Raw genomic sequence first — 16995 nt, 5'->3', positions numbered from 1 at the left:
GCTAGACGGGGCCATACGGTGCTCGACGTGGACCCCGTGCGGAACCCCTACGCCCCGGGCGCCGGCCAGCGGCCGCCCGAGCTGGCCGGCCGCGACGACGAGCTGTCGGCCTTCGACGTCGTCCTGGAGCGGATCGCGCGCGGCCGCCCGGAGCGCTCGCTGGTGCTCACCGGGCTGCGCGGGGTCGGCAAGACCGTGCTGCTCAACCAGCTGCGGTCGGCGGCGATCGGCCGCGGGTGGGGCACCGGGAAGATCGAGGCGCGGCCGGACCAGTCGCTGCGCCGGCCGGTGTCCTCGGCGCTGCACATGGCGCTGCGCGAGCTGCGCCACCCCGACCAGGAGTCGATGGACGCCGTCCTCGGCACGCTCAGGGCCTTCGCCCAGCGGCTGGCCCCGGCCGATGCGAGGGTGCGCGACCGCTGGCAGCCGGGCATCGACGTCCCCGCCACCACCGGCCGCGCCGACTCCGGCGACATCGAGATCGACCTCGTCGAGCTGCTCACCGACGCCGCCGGGCTGGCCGCCGACGTCGGCAGGGGCATCGCGCTGTTCGTCGACGAGATGCAGGACGTGCAGCCCGCCGACGTCTCGGCGGTCTGCGCCGCCTGCCACGAGCTGTCCCAGCAGGGCGCGCCGCTGATCGTCGTCGGCGCGGGGCTGCCGCACCTGCCGGCCGTGCTGTCGGCGTCGAAGAGCTACTCCGAGCGGCTCTTCCGCTACCTGCGCATCGACCGGCTCGACCGGCCCGCCGCCGACCGCGCGCTGCTGGCCCCCGCCGAGCGCGAGGAGGTCACCTTCGAGCCGGCCGCGCTCGACGCCCTCTACGACGCCGCCGACGGCTACCCGTACTTCGTGCAGGCCTACGGCAAGGTCACCTGGGACGTCGCAGCCGCCTCCCCCATCACCGCCGCCGACGTCGCGATGGCCGCGCCGGTGGCCGAGGCCGAGCTCGCCGTCGGGTTCTTCGGGTCGCGCTACGACCGCGCCACCCCCGCCGAGCGCGAGTACATGCACGCGATGGCCGAGCTGGGCGGCCCGGCCGGCGCCCCGGTGGCGACGTCGGAGGTGGCCGCGACGCTGGGCCGCAAGCCGGCGTCGCTGTCCCCGGCGCGCGACTCGCTGATCAAGAAGGGGCTGGTCTACTCCGCCGAGCGCGGCCAGATCGCCTTCACCGTGCCGCACTTCGGCCGCTACCTGCTCCGCCACCCGGACTGATCGGGCGAGGCAAAGGAAGCTATGCGCACGTTCTCGGGCGCAGGACGTGCGGATAGCTTCCCATGCCTCGGCGGGCGGCGGTGGCTCAACGCACGAGGACGAGCTTGGTCGCCGGCTGGAGCCACACCTCGGCGGCGTCGGCGAACGGCGCGGTCGTCGTGGGGACGGCGAGCGGGTCGAACACCCCCGACGCGACGAGCGCGAGGACCTCGGGCAGGTGCCGGCGGGAGTCGGCGCGGGACAGGTGCACGGTGATCCCGCGGGTGTACATCTCCAGCAGCGGCAGCGAGGCGTCGCCGAAGAGGATGCCGACGACGGTCAGCAGCCCCTGGTCCTCCGTCGAGCGCACCGCGCAGGCCAGCCCGGCCGGGTCGGCGGTGCCGTCGACCACCACCTCCGCCCGGTCGAACCGGCGCGGCCAGTCGCCGTCGAGCCGGGTCACCTCGGCGCCCAGCGCGGCCGCCGCCACACACCGCGGCCCGTCCCGGTCGACGTAGCGCACCCGTCCGGCACCGAGGGCACCGGCGAGCGCGACGGCGTAGAGCCCGATCGAGGGCACCGCGCCGGCGAGCACCAGCACCTCGGCCCAGGGCCGCTCCCGCAGCTGCGGCCCCACGGTGCGCCAGGCGTCGACGGCGTTGTCCGGCAGCGTCGCCAGCGCCGCGTCCGGCAGGTCCTCCGGCGCGGGGAGCAGCGCGTGGTCGGCGTGCGGGACGGCGAGCAGGTCGGCCACCGCGCCGCCGTGACCACCGCCGCGCTCGCCGAACCCGTACGCCGCGCCGGCCGGGGCCCGGTACGTCGTGCACGCCACGGTGCGCCCGGCCCGGCACGGCCGGCAGGAGCCGCAGGAGACCTGGAACGGCACGCTGACCCGGACGCCGGGCCGCAGCGCGACGTCGGCACCGACCTCGACGACCTCGGCCACCACCTCGTGGCCGACCGGGTACGGCCCCGGGAAGAGCCCGAGCGCGGCCATCGGCGCGTCGAGGTCGCAGCGCGCCACCGCCAGCGGACGGACGAGGGCGCCGTGCGGCTCGACCCGCGGGTCGGGCACCTCCTGCCACGCGACGCGGCCGGGCCCGGTGGAGACGAGGGCGCGCACGTCAGGCCGCCCCGGTCGCACGGCGCGCCACCACCCGCCGGACGGGGCCGGCCAGGAACAGCAGCAGCAGGGACAGGTAGTTGGGGACCGGGGAGAGCACGCCGAGCAGCAGCGCCACGGCGAACAGGCCCGTGGTCACCGCGGAGGCCGCCGGGTCGACGTCGCCGGCGTCCACGCCGGGACGGCGCAGGGCGGGCCGGCGCGACACCAGCAGGGCCAGGGCCGACTGGCAGGCCGAGGTGAGGGTCATGGTCCCGACGTAGACGGCGACCGCGAGCCGGTCGGCGCCGTAGACGGCGGTCACCTGGGTGGCGAAGGGCAGCAGCACGATGCTCAGCACCCACAGCAGGTTCACCACGAGGAACGCGCCGTCGTAGGCACCGACGAGCTCCACGAGCCGGTGGTGGGCCAGCCAGAGCTCGGCGATGACGAAGAAGCTCAGCCCGAAGGCCAGGAACTGCTGCCACTCACCGGCGAGCAGCGCGCCGAGCGACTCCTGCGGCGCGCCGGAGGGCAGCACGTCGACCAGCGGCAGGACCAGCAGGGTGATCGCGATGGCCACCACGGCGTCGACGAACGCGGTCAACCGGTCCAGCCCTCGGTCGGTGCGCACGGGGGGAGGCTAGGGCGGGAGCAGCCGCCGCGACCGCGGTCCGTGCACACAGCGCGCCCGAGGAGGCCCCGCGACGACCGCAGGTGCACGAACCGTCGTCGCCCGGCTGCCGCCCGCCCCGCCGCCCGGTGGTTGAGCAGCGCAACCGGGGGAAGACAGCCGTCCGTGCCGGGTGCGCTCGAGGCGGGGCTGTGGGGGCTGCTGGGCGGCGCCGCCCTGGTGCTGGGCGCGGCGGTCGCCTGGTTCGTGCGGGTGCCGCGCACGCTCATCGCGTCGGTCATGGCGTTCGGCTCCGGGGTGCTGATCTCCGCCGTCGCCTTCGACCTCGTGTCCGAGGCCGCCGACACCGGCGGGCTGGGCCCGACCGCGATCGGGTTCCTCGGCGGCGCGTTCGCCTACCTGGGCGCCAACGCCCTGCTGGCCCGCCGCGGGGCGCAGCACCGCAAGCGGTCCGGCGGCGAGGGGTCCCAGAAGCAGCCCTCGGAGGAGGAGCAGTCCGGCAGCGGCGCGGCGATCGCCGTCGGGGCGCTGCTCGACGGCGTCCCGGAGTCCGTGGTCCTGGGCCTGGGCCTGCTCGGCGGCGGTGCGGTGAGCCCGTCGGTGCTGGCCGCGGTGGTCATCTCCAACGTGCCCGAGGGGCTCTCCAGCGCCGCGGGGATGAAGGCCAGCGGGCGGCGGGCGGGCTACGTCTTCGGGGTCTGGGGCGGCATCGCGGTCGCCAGCGGCGTCGCGGCCCTGGTCGGCTACCTGGCCCTCGGCGACGCCGCGCCCGAGGTGGTCGCGGTCATCACCGCCGTCGCGGCGGGCGCGATCCTGACCATGGTCGCCGACACGATGATCCCCGAGGCCTTCGAGCGGACCCGCACCTGGACCGGCGTCATCACCGCCGTCGGGTTCCTCCTGGCGTTCGCGATCGAGCGCCTCGACGTGTGAGCGGGCAGGGTGGCGGCATGACCGAGCCCGTGCAGATCAGCATCCCGGTCGACGGCGGGGACCTCGCGGCCCTGCACTGGGCCGCCGACGCCCCCGGCTCCCCCATCGCCGTCCTCGTCCACGGCATCACCGCCAACGCCCTGGCCTGGGCTCCGGTGGCCGCGGCGCTGGCCGGGGAGTTCGAGGTCGTGGCGCCGGACCTGCGCGGCCGCGCCGGCTCGGCCGGGCTGCCCGGCCCCTACGGCCTGGAGCGGCACGCCGAGGACGTCGCTGGCCTGCTGGACCGCTTCGGCGCCGACGACGACGCCGGTGCCGACGCCACCGTCCTCGTCGGCCACTCGATGGGCGCCTTCGTCGCGGCCCTGGCCGCCGCCGGCACCGCCCGCGACCGGGTGCACGGCCTGGTGCTCGTCGACGGCGGCCTGCAGCTGCCCGAGCCGCCCGGCGCCGACGTCGACGCCAAGCTCGCCGCCGTCCTCGGCCCCGCGCTGGACCGGCTGTCGACGACGTTCCCCGACCTGGCCGCCGTCCGCGCGTTCTGGGCGCAGCACCCCACCGTCGGCCCGTGGGTCGACGTCCCCGCGGTCGCCGCCTACCTGGCCCGCGACCTCGTCCCCGGCGCGGTGCCGCTGCGCAGCGCCTGCGTGCCCGCGGCCGTGCGCGTCGACGGCGGCGACGTGCTGCTCAACGAGCGGGTGCTCGAGGCGACGGCGAACCTGCCGGTGCCCGCGACGCTGCTGTGGGCCCCCGCCGGCATGCTCGGCCAGCGGCCCGGGTTCTACGACGAGGTGCGGCTGGCCGGACTGGGTCTGGAGCCGGCGGGCATCACCGCCCGCGAGGTGCCCGGCACCGACCACTACTCGATCCTGTGGGCCGAGCAGGGCGTGGCGGCCGTCGCCGACGCGGTGCGCGCCGCGGCCGCCCGCACCTAGTCAGCGCGCCGGGCGGCCCACCACCGGCGGCAGCACCTCGGGCCCGGCCTCGGCCGGCCGCTCGCGGCCCACCGGGTGCGCCCGCACGGCGAGCACCGCGACGTCGTCCTCCACGCCGTCGCCGAGCATGCTGGCCAGCAGGTCGTCGCACAGCGCGGACAGTCCCCTGCCGGCGGAGGCGGCCAGCAGCCTGCGCACCGCGTCGCGGCCCTCGTCGAGGGGGACCCCGCGGCGCTCGAAGAGCCCGTCGGTGAACAGCAGCAGCGTGGCGCCCTCGGGCACCAGCACCTCGCCGTCGGCGCGCGGGCCGCGCCAGCCGATGCCCAGCGGCGGGCCGACCGGGGCGCTCAGGTCGCGGACCGTGCCGTCGGGCAGCAGGAGCATCGGGTCCGGGTGCCCGGCCGAGGACCAGCGCAGCCGGCGCACCCCGGCCGCGCGCTCGGCGGCGTCCTGCTCGACCCGGCAGACCAGCGCGGTGGCCATCGCGGGGACGGCGAGGCCGACCAGGGCGTGGTCGACCCGGCGCAGCACCCCGGCCGGCTCCTCCAGCCGGTCGAAGGCGATGCCGCGCACCAGCGTCTTGACCTGCCCCATGGCCGCGGCGGCCTCGATGTCGTGCCCCATGACGTCGCCGATCACCAGCACGGTGTCGCCGTCGGGCTGCAGGAAGGCGTCGTACCAGTCGCCGCCGATGGACACCCCGCGGGTGGCCGGCCGGTAGCGGACGGCGAGCTCGAGGGAGTCCGGCTGCACGGGCGGGGAGAGCAGGCTGTGCTGCATGCGCTCGGCCACCTGCTGCGCCGCGCTGGAGAGGCGGGCGTTGTCGAGGGCCAGCGCCGCCCGGCGCGAGGCGATCTCTGCGGTGCGCAGCTCGGCGTCGGTGTGCGGTCCCCGCTCCGGGCCGTTGACCAGCGTGAACGCCCCGAACAGCTCGCCGCGCGCGAGCAGCGGGAACGTGGCGACGGCGGAGACCCGCAGCGCCGCCAGCGCCTCGCGGCCGGCCTCGTCGGCCACCATCACGCGGACGTCGTCGTCGGTGACGTGCCGCAGCACCACCGGGTGGCCGCTGGCCAGCGCCGTGGGCACCGGCGCCGCGGGCCGGTTGCTGCGCACCCGCAGGTCGGCGTAGCGGTGCATCGCCGCGACCATCGCGGGGTCGCTGTGCGCGCGGCCGACGTCGCGGCGGCTGCCGTCGGGGTCGACCACGCTGACCAGGCACCAGTCGGCCAGCAGCGGGACGACGAGGCGGGCGAGCCGGGCCACGGCCTCGTCGACGTCGGTGGTGGCGGTCATGGCCTGGCTGATGTCGCCGAGCAGCACCAGGTGGCGGGCCGCGTCCTCCGCCCGCGCCGCGGACTCCGCGGCCGCGGCGGCGGCCTGCTCGCGGGCGGCGGTGGCCGCCGCCCGCTCCTCCTCGGCGCGGCGCTGCGCGGTGACGTCGTCGTAGGTGACGACCAGGCCGGCGTCGGTGAGGAAGGCGTCGGCGTGGAACCAGGTGTCCAGCGGCGCGTACCAGGCCTCGGTGGAGCCCGACCCCCCGCTGCGGCGGACCTGCCGGTAGAGCTCGTCGAACGGGCCGCCGACGGCCTCCGGGAACTCCTCCCAGATGCCGCGGCCGGTGAGGTCGGCGGCGGTGCGCCGGAGCAGGGTGGCGCCGGCGGGGTTGACGTAGGCGAAGCGCCAGTCCTCGTCGAGCACGAACAGCGGCCGCTGCATGCCCTCGACGACCTGCACCAGCAGGTCGTTCGGCGGCGGGGCCAGGCCGTCCGGGGTCACGGGAGGACATGCTGCCGCACGCCCCCACCCGCACCCGCCCTCCGGTACCGGACCGCCCCGTACAGGTGACGCGCCGGCGCGTCGGCCGGTTGGCAGCCGGGGGCGCCTCCGCCACGATCACGGTGGTGTCCGAGGGAGCCGACCTCGCCCCGACGGCACCGGGAGGACCTCCGACGATGGCCGATCCGCTCGCCGACCCCGGCTCCGGGTACGGCGTGCCTCCCGGCCCCCAGCCCACCGTCCCCCTCCCCCGCCGCACGCCCCCGCCCGGCGACCCGGCGGCGCTGGCCGCGCTCGTCGACCGGCTGCCGGCCGCCGTCCTCGCGCTGGACCCGGAGGGCCGGCTGACCTGGCTCAACGCCGCTGCCGAGCGGCTGCTCGGGCACCCGCAGGCCGACCTGCTCGGGCAGGTGCTCACCGAGGTGCCCGGCACCGCGGGACGGGCCCTGGCCTCGGCGGGGGCCGAGGCCGCCGACTCCGCCGAGCCGGTGACCGTGCAGGCCGGCGGCGGCTGGTACGAGGTCCGCGCCGCGCGGGCGGCCGAGGGGCTCGCGCTCACCGTCTCCGACGTGTCCGGCCGCCGGACGGTGCAGGAGCGCGCCGACCGGGCCGCGGCCCGCGCGACGTTGCTGGTGCGGGTCGCCGCGGAGCTGTCCGGCGCGCTGGACGACGTCTCGGCGCTCGGCCGGCTCGCCCGGCTGGTCGTCCCGGTGCTGGCCGACGGCTGCGTGGTCACCGTCGTCGACCGGGAGGGCCGCACGCGTGACGTGGGCTCGTGGCACGCCGACCCCGAGCGCCGCGACCTGCTGGCCCGCTACGCGCGGGTGCGGCTGGACACGCTGCCGCCGGAGTCGCCGGTGGGGCGGGCGCTGCGCACGGGGGAACCGGTGTCGGCCCCGGTGACCGAGGTGCTCGCGCTCATGTCCGACGAGCGGACGCGGGAGATGCTGCGGGACCTGCGCGCGGAGTCGGTGCTGGTGCTGCCGCTGCCGGCCGAGTCGCGGACCGTCGGCGTCCTGTCGCTCTACCTCGACGCCGGCCGGCTCACCACCCCCGAGGACCACGCCACCGCCCGCGCGGTGGCCGTGCAGGCCGGCCGCGCGATCGACCGGGTGGGCCGGCAGAGCCGCCAGATCCAGCTCGCCGAGGCGCTGCAGCGCAGCCTGCTCACCGCACCGCCGGCCTTCCCCGGCGTGGAGCTGGTGGTCCGCTACGTGCCGGCCGCCGAGGCGGCCCGGGTCGGCGGGGACTGGTACGACGCGTTCTCCCACCCCGACGGCGACGCGGTGGTGGTGATCGGCGACGTGGTCGGGCACGACACCGCCGCCGCGGCCGCGATGGGCCAGCTGCGCGGCCTGGTCCGCGGCATCGCGCACTCCAGCCGGGGCGGGCCGGCCGAGGTGCTGCGCGGCCTGGACGAGGCGATGGCCGCCATGCACGCCGGGACGCTGGCCACCGCCGCCGTCGCCCGGCTGGAGGCCGGGGGCACGCGGCTGCGCTGGGCGAACGCCGGCCACCCGCCGCCGGTGCTGCTGCGGCCCGACGGCGGCGTGACGGCGCTGGCCCACGAGGAGGCCGACCTGCTGCTCGGCGTCGACCCGACCGCGGAGCGGCGGGAGGACGTGGTCCCGCTGGCCCCCGGGTCCACGGTGCTGCTGCACACCGACGGGCTGGTCGAGCGGCGCGGCAACACCCTCGACGAGGGCACCGAGCGGCTGCACCGGACGCTGGCCGAGCTGGCGGGGCTCCCGCTGCCGCGGCTGTGCGACGAGCTGCTGGCCCGGCTGCTGCAGGGCACCCCGCAGGACGACGTCGCGCTGGTGGCGCTGACGGTCAGCCTGCCCTCCTCCTGAGTGACCCTGCGGCGCGGGACACGGTTGGGCCGGCGGTGGGCTGGGCACCCCGGGAGCGTCCGAGAACGGGACCACGACGGAGAGAGGACATGGGCCGACTCACGTGGCCGCTGCGGCCTCTGCCCGACGGGCGGGGTGAGCTGTGGCGATGGGACCTGGAGGACGTCGCCGAGCTCCCCGGGGCGCGGGCCGGACTGCGCGAGCACCTCGGCTCCCTCGGCTTCTCGCACGACCCCGACGACCCGGCGTCGGACCGACTGGTGCTCGCCTTCGACGAGCTGGCCTCCAACGCGCTGCGGCACGGGCGGTCCCCGGTGGTGGCGACGGTGGTCGCCGGCACCGGCGGCTGGCTGCTCGACGTGAGCGACCGGGACGCCGACACGATGCCCTCCCCCGCCGTCGGGCGGGACCCGTCGAAGGGCGGCCTGGGGCTCTACCTGGTGGCCCGCCTGTCGGTGGCGCACGGCTGGTACGTCGACGACGGCTGCAAGCACGTGTGGGCGTGCCTGCCGACGAGCGTCGAGGAGTGCGCGGTCACCTCGGCGTGACGCACCCGGGGCGGCGGACCGTGGTCTCGCCGCCCCGGGGAGTCGTCAGGGGACGACGAGGGAGAGCCGGCCCCTGCCGTAGCCGGGGACCTCGACGGCGAGGTCGAGCCGGTTGAAGGCGGCGAGCATCCCGGCGACGTCGCCGGGCAGGTCCTCCCCCGGCACGTACAGCCGGTAGAGCTTCGAGTGCGGGGCGCCGGGCACGTTGAACAGCGCCGAGAGCACGTTGACGACCTCGTGCAGGGCCTCGGCGAGCATCGCGGTGAGCTCGCCGTCCTCCTCGACGGCGTCCTGGACGCCGCCGGGCGGCAGCAGGGCCAGCGCGCCGCCGGTCCAGGCCGACAGCGGCAGGTCCATGACGCACAGGGCGTTGACGGCCATCGAGGGGCTGACGTAGACCGCCACCGAGACCGGGTCGCGCTCCGTGGGCGTGACCGGGGCACCGGGGGTCACGCCCACCGGCTTGCCGACCAGCCCCGACAGCATGTCCTTGACGGCCTTGGCGTCGGGCAGCGAGACGGTCAGGGGCGCGGTCACGACAGCACCCCCTCGAGGTTCTCCCGGAAGGACTCCTCGGTGAAGGGCTTGGCGATGAGGAACAGCGCGCCGGCGTCGGCGGCCTTCTCCCGCATCTCGGCCGACCCCTCGGAGGTGACGAACCCGAAGGGCACCGCCGAGCCGGAGGAGCGCAGCGCCTGCAGGAACTCCAGGCCGGTCATGTTCGGCATGTTCCAGTCCGACAGGACCAGGTCGGGGTTCTCCGACCGGACCTTGTCGTAGCCGTCGCGGCCGTCCTCGGCCTCGACGACCTCGTGGTCGTCGTAACCGGCCTGCCGCAGGGTGCGGATGACGATCTGCCGCATCACGCGGCTGTCGTCGGCGACCAGGATCTTCACAGGGGCACCTCGTTCTCTCGCTCGGTGTGCAGGGGGGACTGCACGGAGACGGTCAGCGGCTGACCGCGCCACAGGACGGCGACGCGGCGGGTGTCGGCATCGGAGCCGGCGGGTGGGGTGGCGCCGACCTCGGGCAGGCCGAGGACGGACGGTCCGGGGAGGACGGCCTTGACGTTGCCGCCCACCACGTTGGCGAGCTCGCCGAGGGCGTCGTCGACGTCCTCGGCCTCGAGCACCGCCGGGGCGTGCTCGCCGAGCAGCGCCCGCGTGAGCTCGGTGGCGGTGTCGCGGCCGCAGGTGAGCACGACGGCGCCGGTCCACGGGCCGACGATCTCGACCCAGGAGCTGCCGGTGTCGGCCGGCAGCGGCGCCGGCAGGGGGACGAGCACCTCGTCCTCGCCCACCAGGGCCAGCCACGCCTGCTCGGTGATCTGCAGCAGCGTGTCCTCGTCGAGCAGGTCGACGACGGCCGGCGGGCGGTCGCTCGCGCGGCGGCGCAGCCCGGTGTCGCGGGGAGCGCTCACAGCGCGACCTCCTGCGGGAGCAGGCCGAGCAGCGCGAGCTTGTCGCGGATGGCGTCGGCGGTGAACGGCTTGATGACGTACTCGTGGGCGCCGGCGGCCAGCGCGCGCACGATCTGGCCGTGCTCGCTCTCGGAGGTGACCATCACCAGGGTCACCGCGCGCCAGGCCGGGTTGGCACGGACGGCGTTGACGAACTGCAGGCCGTCCATCACCGGCATGTTCCAGTCGATGGTGCACAGGTCCGGCGTCCAGCCCTCGTGCAGGACGTCGAGCGCCTCCTGCCCGTGGCCGGCCTGCCGGGTCTCGTAGCCGAGGCCCTCGAGGATCCCGGTCACGATGCGCCGCATGGCGCGGGAGTCGTCGATCACCAGAGCACGCACGGTCATGCCCCCTTCAGCGGGCGGTAGGCGGAGGTCCGGCCGAGCACGACGCGGCTCCAGGAGTCGTCGACGCCGAGGGTGGTCTCGGCGGCACCGAGGAACAGCCAGCCGTCGGGGCGCATGAGCTCGCGGACCCGGCGGAGGATCGCCTGCTTGGTGGGCAGGTCGAAGTAGATGAGGACGTTGCGCAGGTAGACCACGTCGAACGGGCCCATCCGCGGCAGCGGGGCGGCCAGGTTGCACTCGCGGGCGGTGACCATGCGGCGCAGGCCGGGGGCGACCTCCCACTCGCTGCCGGCCCGCTGGAAGTGGCGGACCAGCATCGGGGCGGGCAGGCCGCGGTTGACCTCGAGCTGGCTGAACCGGCCGGCCCGGGTCCGCTCGACCATCTCGCGGGAGATGTCGGTGGCGGTGATCGTGACCCGCGAGGCCGCGCCGGGCAGCGCGTCCTCCAGCAGCATCGCGATCGTGTAGGGCTCCTGGCCGCTGGAGCAGGCCGCCGACCAGATCTGCAGCCGCTCGGCCGGGCCGCGGGCGGCCTGCAGCGCGGGCAGCACGGTCGAGGTCAGTCCGGTGAACGGGTCGCCGTCGCGGAACCACGACGTCTCGTTGGTGGTGAGCGCCTCGACGATCTGCCGGGTGTCGTCCGGCCGCGGGCGGCTGCGGACGGCGTCGACGAGCTGGTCGACGTCGGACAGGCCCATCCTGCGGGCCAGCGGCAGCAGCCGGGCCTCGACGAGGTACTCCTTGCCCGGGGCGAGCACGATCGCGCTCTCCCGGTGCACCAGCTGGCGCACCCAGTCGAAGCGGGTGGCGGTGAGGGTCATCGGAGGGCTCCCCTCGCGAGGGCGGGCGACGCCGGGGCGTGCGGCACGGCGCGCGCCAGGTGGCGGGTGATCGCCTCGGCGATGCGGTCGAGGGGCAGCACCTCGTCGGCCAGGCCGGCCGAGGCGACGGCGCCGGGCATCCCCCAGACGACGGAGGTGGCCTGGTCCTGGACGACGACGGTGCCGCCGGCGTCGCGGACGGCGCTCGCGCCCTCCCGCCCGTCGGAGCCCATGCCGGTGAGCACCACCGACAGCACCGCGCCGTCGTAGGCGGTGACGGCCGAGCGGAACAGCGGGTCGACGGCGGGCCGGCAGAAGTTCTCCGGCGGGCCCTGCGAGAGCACCGTCGTCGCGCCGCGGCCGCTGCCGCGCACGGTGAGGTGGTGGTCGCCGGGGGCGAGGTGGACGGTGCCGGGCAGCAGCGGCGAGCCGTCGACGGCCTCGACGACGCGCAGCGCCGACAGCCGGTCGAGGCGCTGGGCGAACTGGCGGGTGAACACCGGCGGCATGTGCTGCACCACCAGGACCGGCACCGGCAGGCCCGCCGGCAGCGCCGGCAGCACCCGCGCGAGGGCCTCCGGGCCACCGGTCGAGGAGCCGATCACCAGCACGGCCGGGGTCTTGTGCGCGGCGGTGCGGGGCGCCGGGGTGCGGGGGGCGACCGGGGCGGCCGCGGGCCGGGTCGGGCTCGTCACCGGGCGGCCGGTGAGGGCCTTGATCCGGGGGATGAGCTGCTCGCGCACGCTCTCCATCGACGCGGCGACGCTGCCGACGTTGGCCGGCTTGGTCACGTAGTCGTTGGCGCCGGCCGAGAGGGCGTCCAGGGTGGCCGCGGCGCCGCGCTCGGTCAGCGTGCTGAACATGACGATCGGCACGCGGTTGCGGGCGGCCCGCAGGGCGCGCACCGCCTCGATGCCGTTCATCTCCGGCATCTCGATGTCCATCGTGACCAGGTCGGGGCGCAGCTGGTCGACCTTGCCCAGCGCGAGCTTCCCGTTGACCGCCGTCCCGACCACCTCGATGGCGGGGTCGGAGGACAGCACGTCGGTCACGATCTTGCGGACGACGACCGAGTCGTCGACCACCAGCACCCGTGTCGGGTCCACACGTCCTCCTGCTCCGGCGGCGTCCGGCCGCGGAGGGCCGTTCACCGGGTTCTCGGCAGCGGCGGGTCGGATCCGGGGGTCACCCGGCGTCCCACGCGCACCGCCTGTCCCAGGAGTTGTCGGCCGTCCCACCGGTCGTGTTGACGCGGGGCGCGCAACCGTTACGGCGCCGGGCGGTCACCGGCGGGCGGTCGGGCACATGTCGACCGCGCCGCGCCGCACCCGTCCGGGAGCGCTGCGAGCTGACCTGCGCCGACCCGATGCGGCCGCCGGTCGATCACCGCCTCGTTGCCGCTCGCGGCGGCGGGTCGTCCCGTGTCGGCGGCAACGAGCCGATGATCAACGGTGAGCCGGCGCCCCGGCCCCTCCTCAGCGGGAGGTGACGCGGTGCCAGGGAGCCAGGAGGACGTCGAGGGCGCCGCCGTCGAGCAGGTCGCCCATCGTCAGCCCCTGGACGACGCCGGCGAGGGCGTTCCACGAGCCGGAGGCGCCGTCGCGGGCGTCGAAGCCGCCGTCGGCGAACGCGCGGACGGCGAGCAGCTGGGCGGTGGCCAGCGTGCGGGTGCGGCCGGAGACGTGCGCGGCCCACGAGGCCTCGTGCATGGCGGTGGCCCACGGGCGCTGCTCGGCACGGCCGTCGTCGACGGCGCTGCGCCAGCGCTCGCGGCCGCGGGCGTCCAGCCCGGCGAAGGTCGCCAGCAGCGAGCAGAGCTCGGGCGTGGCCGGGCCGAGGTCGGCGTCGGCGCCGCGGGTGGCCGCGTCGGGGACGGCGGCGGTGAACGGCGCGACGAGCTCGCGGCGGACCAGCGGCGGCAGCACCCCGGCGGCCCACTCCCCCACCACGGCGTCGGCCAGCACCTCGGCGGCCAGCTCCCGGACGTCGTCGTCGGCCTGGAGGAAGGCGGCGTGCTCGGGCCCGAGGACGTCCTCGCGCAGCACCCGCTCGACGGCGGCGGCCGTGCCGATGGTGCCGCGCTCGAGCTGGGCGACGAGGACCGCGGTGCGGTCCCCCGCGCCGGGGGTGACCGAGCGCAGCTGCGGGACGGCGGCGGCCAGCTCGCGGGCCCGCCGGGCGCGCACGGCCAGCACGGCGCGCTGCTCGCGGTCGGCGCGGCCGGTGCGGGAGGCGTCGGCCAGGGCGGCCAGCCCGCCCGGCCCGGCGGTCAGGCCGGTGAGGAGCACGTCGGCGGCGGCGCGGCCACCGGGCAGGCGCACCAGGTCGAACCCCAGCGTCGCGGCACTGACCAGCGAGTACGGCACGTCTCCCCCTCCGACGGCACCGTCCGGACACGGACGGCCCGTCCATGCTGGGGGTGATCACGCCGCGACGCCACGCGGCCGTCACCCGATCGCCGGAGAGGCGGAGGGTGACGGCCGCGTGTCGGGACCGGTCAGGTGAGGAGGCGGTGACGCTCCGCTACGAGCCGACGGCCTTCTGCACGTCGAGCGCCAGCAGCAGCGTGCCGTCGAGCTTGTAGGCGCCGCGGATCAGCTCCCGGGCCTGCCCGTCGAGGGTGTCCGGCGGGGCCTCGAAGTCGGCGGCGTCGACGTCGACGACGTCGGCGATCGAGTCGACCAGCAGGCTCACCGCCTCACCGTGCAGCCGCACCACGATGACGACGGCGTCGGTGCCGGCCGGCCGCGGCGGGCGGCCCAGCCGCTCGCGCAGCTCGATCGCGGTCACCACCTGCCCGCGCAGGTTGATCAGCCCGGCGACGGCGGGGGGCGCCAGCGGCACCCGGGTCAGCTTCTGGCTGCGCAGCACCTCCTGCACGTGCTCGACCTCGACGCCGTAGAGGTCGCCGTCGAGCCGGAAGGTGGCCAGCTGCCCGCTGGCGGCCCGGGTCGTGGTGTCGGTCGCGCTCGTCACGTCAGGCCTCCAGCAGGGCGGTGGGGGAGGGGTGGTCGGCGGCGTAGAAGGCCGGGTCGGCGGCGAGGATGGCCGCGCGGACGTCGAGCAGCTCGGTCACCCGGTCGCCCAGGACGGCCGAGCCGAGCAGGCCCAGGTCGTCGATGTCGCTGCGCACCGCGGCACCGCCGTCGACGATGTCCAGGATCTCCTCGACGACGATCGCCACGCTGCGGCCGTGGTCGCTGTAGACGATCACCTCGAGCACCTCCCGGTCGCTGCCGCCGTAGGCGCCCAGGTGCCGGTCGAGGCGCACGATCGGCAGGATCGCGCCGCGGTACTGCACCACCTCGCGGTTGCCCACCCGCTCGACGGCGTCGGCGCGCACCTGCTCCAGGCGGGTGACGGTGTCCAGCGGGATGGCCACCCGCCGGCCCTCGCCGATCGCGGCGAGCAGCATCCGCTGCCGCTCGGTCTCGACGGCGGCGGTGCGCGCGGCGGCCTCGCGGGCCTCCTGCCGCTCGGTGGTCTCGGTGCGCAGCGCCCGGCGGGCCAGGGCCTGCACGTCGAGGATCAGCGCCACGGCACCGTCGCCGAGGACCGTGGCGCCGGAGTAGAGGCCGATCGCCTTGAGCTGGCCACCGACGGCCTTGACGACGATCTCCTCGGTGTTGATGACCCGGTCGACGACGAGGCCGAAGCGCCGGCCCTCGGAGCGCAGCACCGCGATGACGACGTGGCCGTCGTGCCGGTCGGAGGCCAGGCCGAGGACGTCGGTGAGCCGCACGAGGGGCAGCAGCTCGCCGCGCAGCCGGTAGACCGGTGCGCCGCCGACCTCCTCGACGGCGTTGGCGGCCTTCTCGGCGTCGAGGCTGACCAGCTCCTGCAGGCTGATCTGCGGGATGGCGTAGCGGTCGCCGGCGCACTCGACGGTGAGCGCCGGGACGATCGCCAGGGTCAGCGGGATGCGCAGCCGGCAGACGGTGCCGCGGCCGGGCTCGGACTCGACCTCGATGGTGCCGCCGATGGCCTCGATGTTGGTCTTGACGACGTCCATGCCGACGCCGCGGCCGGAGACGTTGGTGACCGCGGCGGCGGTGGAGAAGCCGGGCAGGAAGATCAGCTGCAGGACGTCCTGCGGGCTGGTGCGGGCGAGCTGCTCGGCGGTGACCAGACCGCGCTCGAGCGCCTTGGCGCCGATCCGCTCCGGGTCGATGCCGGCGCCGTCGTCGGCGACCTCGACGACGACCTGGCCGCTCTCGTGCCGGGCGCGCAGCGTGAGCACGCCCTCGGCGGGCTTGCCGGCGGCGCGGCGGCGGTCGGGGGACTCGATGCCGTGGTCGACGGAGTTGCGGACCAGGTGGGTCAGCGGGTCCTTGACCGCCTCGAGCAGGGTCTTGTCGAGCTCGGTGTCCCGGCCCTCCATCTCCAGGCGGACGGTCTTGCCGCACTGGATGCCGAGGTCGCGGACGACGCGCGGCAGCTTGGACCAGATGTGGTCGATCGGCTGCATGCGCGTCTTCATGACGCCCTCCTGCAGCTCGCTGGCGATGAGGTTGAGCCGCTGCGAGGCGCGCACCAGGTCGGTGTCGGTGGAGCGGCCCACGTACTGGACGATCTGGTTGCGGGTGAGCACCAGCTCGCCGACCAGCAGCATGAGCGAGTCGAGCAGGTCGACGTCGACGCGGATCGTCGAGTCGGCCACGCCCCGGCGGCCCTGCGGACCGCCGGCCCCCTCCGGGCGGGTGGCACCGGAGGGCGCACCGCCGTCGGTGTGCTCGTCCCCGTGCTCACCGTGCTCGTCGTCGGCGTGCTCGTCGGGCAGCTCGTCCGGCACCACCTCGACGGCGGCCTCGGCGACGGGCTCGGCGGCGGGCTCGGGGGCCTCGACCGCCGGCTCGACGACCTCGGGGGTCCCGACGACCTCGGCCGGCGCGGGGGAGGTGACGGCGGCCGGCGCCGGCCGGTCCTCCATGGCGGCGCTGATCTCCGCGACGACGGCGGAGACGTCCACGCCGCCCTCGCCGCCGGTGGCCTCGATGGAGGCCAGCAGGGAGCGGACGGTGTCGACCATCCGCAGCAGCACGCTGGTGCGCTCGGGGGTCAGCGCCAGGACGCCGTCGCGCAGGCGGGAGAGCATGTTCTCCCCGACGTGGGTGACCTCCTCGAGCCGGCCGAAGGCGAGGAAGCCGCTGGTGCCCTTGATCGTGTGGATGGTGCGGAAGATGCTCGACAGCCGCTCGCGCGAGTCGGGCTCCTGCTCGAGGGCGACCAGGTCCGTGTCGAGCTGGTCGAGGTTCTCGTGGCTCTCGACGAGGAACTCCTCGACGATGTCGTCCAGACCGTCCACCGTTGCCTTCTCTCTCGCTGCTGCCGGGGGGCCGTGGGGTCCCCGATGGGTCTTCGGCGGTGGGGTGGCGGACTCAAGGTGAGTCCGCCAC

General features: G+C 76.2%; 17 protein-coding genes. 5 read left to right on the top strand and 12 right to left on the bottom strand.

Going from position 1 to position 16995, the window contains the following annotated elements; translation table 11 throughout:
- The first annotated feature begins 27 nt into the window (after positions 1-27).
- Complete coding sequence (locus ACI8AD_RS16720) at positions 28-1215, top strand: AAA family ATPase (RefSeq protein WP_456871643.1); 1188 nt, start codon at positions 28-30, stop codon at positions 1213-1215.
- 85 nt (positions 1216-1300) lie between these two features.
- Here the strand turns inward: ACI8AD_RS16720 and ACI8AD_RS16715 are convergent, their stop codons facing one another.
- A complete protein-coding gene (locus ACI8AD_RS16715) occupies positions 1301-2317 on the bottom strand; it encodes an alcohol dehydrogenase catalytic domain-containing protein (protein ID WP_456871642.1) in 1017 nt (338 codons plus the stop codon).
- A gap of 1 nt (position 2318) precedes the next feature.
- Positions 2319-2930: a TMEM175 family protein gene (locus ACI8AD_RS16710; protein ID WP_456871641.1), complete on the bottom strand. Its 612-nt coding sequence runs from the start codon at positions 2928-2930 to the stop codon at positions 2319-2321.
- Between the two features lie 165 nt (positions 2931-3095).
- Here ACI8AD_RS16710 and ACI8AD_RS16705 point away from each other — a divergent pair, with 165 nt between their 5' ends.
- Both ACI8AD_RS16705 and ACI8AD_RS16700 read left to right on the top strand, forming a co-directional pair.
- On the top strand, positions 3096-3863 hold the full coding sequence (locus tag ACI8AD_RS16705) for a ZIP family metal transporter (RefSeq protein ID WP_456871640.1): 768 nt from the start codon (positions 3096-3098) through the stop codon (positions 3861-3863).
- A 17-nt stretch (positions 3864-3880) separates the two neighbouring features.
- A complete protein-coding gene (locus ACI8AD_RS16700; protein WP_456871639.1) occupies positions 3881-4795 on the top strand; it encodes an alpha/beta fold hydrolase in 915 nt (304 codons plus the stop codon).
- Here ACI8AD_RS16700 and ACI8AD_RS16695 read toward each other — a convergent pair whose 3' ends face one another.
- Positions 4796-6571, bottom strand: coding sequence for a SpoIIE family protein phosphatase (locus ACI8AD_RS16695; RefSeq protein ID WP_456871638.1), 1776 nt, complete (start codon positions 6569-6571; stop codon positions 4796-4798).
- A gap of 176 nt (positions 6572-6747) precedes the next feature.
- On the opposite strand from ACI8AD_RS16695, the gene ACI8AD_RS16690 reads away from it, so the two are divergent.
- Together ACI8AD_RS16690 and ACI8AD_RS16685 are read left to right on the top strand one after the other, a co-directional pair.
- Complete coding sequence (locus ACI8AD_RS16690; RefSeq protein WP_456871637.1) at positions 6748-8424, top strand: SpoIIE family protein phosphatase; 1677 nt, start codon at positions 6748-6750, stop codon at positions 8422-8424.
- An 89-nt stretch (positions 8425-8513) separates the two neighbouring features.
- Positions 8514-8972, top strand: a complete 459-nt coding sequence (locus tag ACI8AD_RS16685) for an ATP-binding protein (protein ID WP_456871636.1) — start codon at positions 8514-8516, stop codon at positions 8970-8972.
- 45 nt (positions 8973-9017) lie between these two features.
- On the opposite strand, the gene ACI8AD_RS16680 is transcribed toward ACI8AD_RS16685, so the two are convergent.
- The 9 genes from ACI8AD_RS16680 to ACI8AD_RS16640 form a co-directional block, all read right to left on the bottom strand.
- Entirely contained in the window at positions 9018-9509 is a 492-nt protein-coding gene (locus ACI8AD_RS16680) for a hypothetical protein (RefSeq protein WP_456871635.1), read from the bottom strand.
- Positions 9506-9868, bottom strand: coding sequence for a response regulator (locus tag ACI8AD_RS16675; RefSeq protein WP_089406307.1), 363 nt, complete (start codon positions 9866-9868; stop codon positions 9506-9508). The genes ACI8AD_RS16680 and ACI8AD_RS16675 overlap by 4 nt, the downstream gene beginning before the upstream one ends.
- A complete protein-coding gene (locus ACI8AD_RS16670) occupies positions 9865-10392 on the bottom strand; it encodes a chemotaxis protein CheX (RefSeq protein WP_456871634.1) in 528 nt (175 codons plus the stop codon). The genes ACI8AD_RS16675 and ACI8AD_RS16670 overlap by 4 nt, the downstream gene beginning before the upstream one ends.
- Positions 10389-10778 (bottom strand): response regulator, encoded by a 390-nt coding sequence (locus tag ACI8AD_RS16665; protein WP_456871633.1) that lies wholly within the window; start codon positions 10776-10778, stop codon positions 10389-10391. The genes ACI8AD_RS16670 and ACI8AD_RS16665 overlap by 4 nt, the downstream gene beginning before the upstream one ends.
- Positions 10775-11599, bottom strand: coding sequence for a CheR family methyltransferase (locus ACI8AD_RS16660; protein WP_456871632.1), 825 nt, complete (start codon positions 11597-11599; stop codon positions 10775-10777). The genes ACI8AD_RS16665 and ACI8AD_RS16660 overlap by 4 nt, the downstream gene beginning before the upstream one ends.
- The gene (locus tag ACI8AD_RS16655) at positions 11596-12705 is read right to left on the bottom strand and encodes a protein-glutamate methylesterase/protein-glutamine glutaminase (RefSeq protein WP_456871631.1); all 1110 of its coding nucleotides are present in this window, start codon (positions 12703-12705) and stop codon (positions 11596-11598) included. The genes ACI8AD_RS16660 and ACI8AD_RS16655 overlap by 4 nt, the downstream gene beginning before the upstream one ends.
- A gap of 369 nt (positions 12706-13074) precedes the next feature.
- On the bottom strand, positions 13075-13965 hold the full coding sequence (locus ACI8AD_RS16650; RefSeq protein WP_456871630.1) for a hypothetical protein: 891 nt from the start codon (positions 13963-13965) through the stop codon (positions 13075-13077).
- Positions 13966-14122: 157 nt separating this feature from the next.
- Entirely contained in the window at positions 14123-14575 is a 453-nt protein-coding gene (locus tag ACI8AD_RS16645) for a chemotaxis protein CheW (protein ID WP_456871629.1), read from the bottom strand.
- 1 nt (position 14576) lies between these two features.
- Positions 14577-16904 (bottom strand): chemotaxis protein CheA, encoded by a 2328-nt coding sequence (locus tag ACI8AD_RS16640; RefSeq protein WP_456871628.1) that lies wholly within the window; start codon positions 16902-16904, stop codon positions 14577-14579.
- Between the last annotated feature and the right edge of the window lie 91 nt (positions 16905-16995).

The sequence above is a fragment of the Geodermatophilus sp. SYSU D00766 genome, from assembly GCF_054049915.1.
This window is presented reverse-complemented; position numbering and strand designations above follow the sequence as displayed.

Bases quoted from the DNA above. Each gene is read 5' to 3' on its own strand.
- ACI8AD_RS16700 (WP_456871639.1), top strand. From the start codon at position 3,881: ATGACCGAGCCCGTGCAGATCAGCATCCCGGTCGACGGCGGGGACCTC.
- ACI8AD_RS16690 (WP_456871637.1), top strand. From the start codon at position 6,748: ATGGCCGATCCGCTCGCCGACCCCGGCTCCGGGTACGGCGTGCCTCCC.
- ACI8AD_RS16685 (WP_456871636.1), top strand. From the start codon at position 8,514: ATGGGCCGACTCACGTGGCCGCTGCGGCCTCTGCCCGACGGGCGGGGT.
- ACI8AD_RS16665 (WP_456871633.1), bottom strand. From the start codon at position 10,778: ATGACCGTGCGTGCTCTGGTGATCGACGACTCCCGCGCCATGCGGCGC.
- ACI8AD_RS16660 (WP_456871632.1), bottom strand. From the start codon at position 11,599: ATGACCCTCACCGCCACCCGCTTCGACTGGGTGCGCCAGCTGGTGCAC.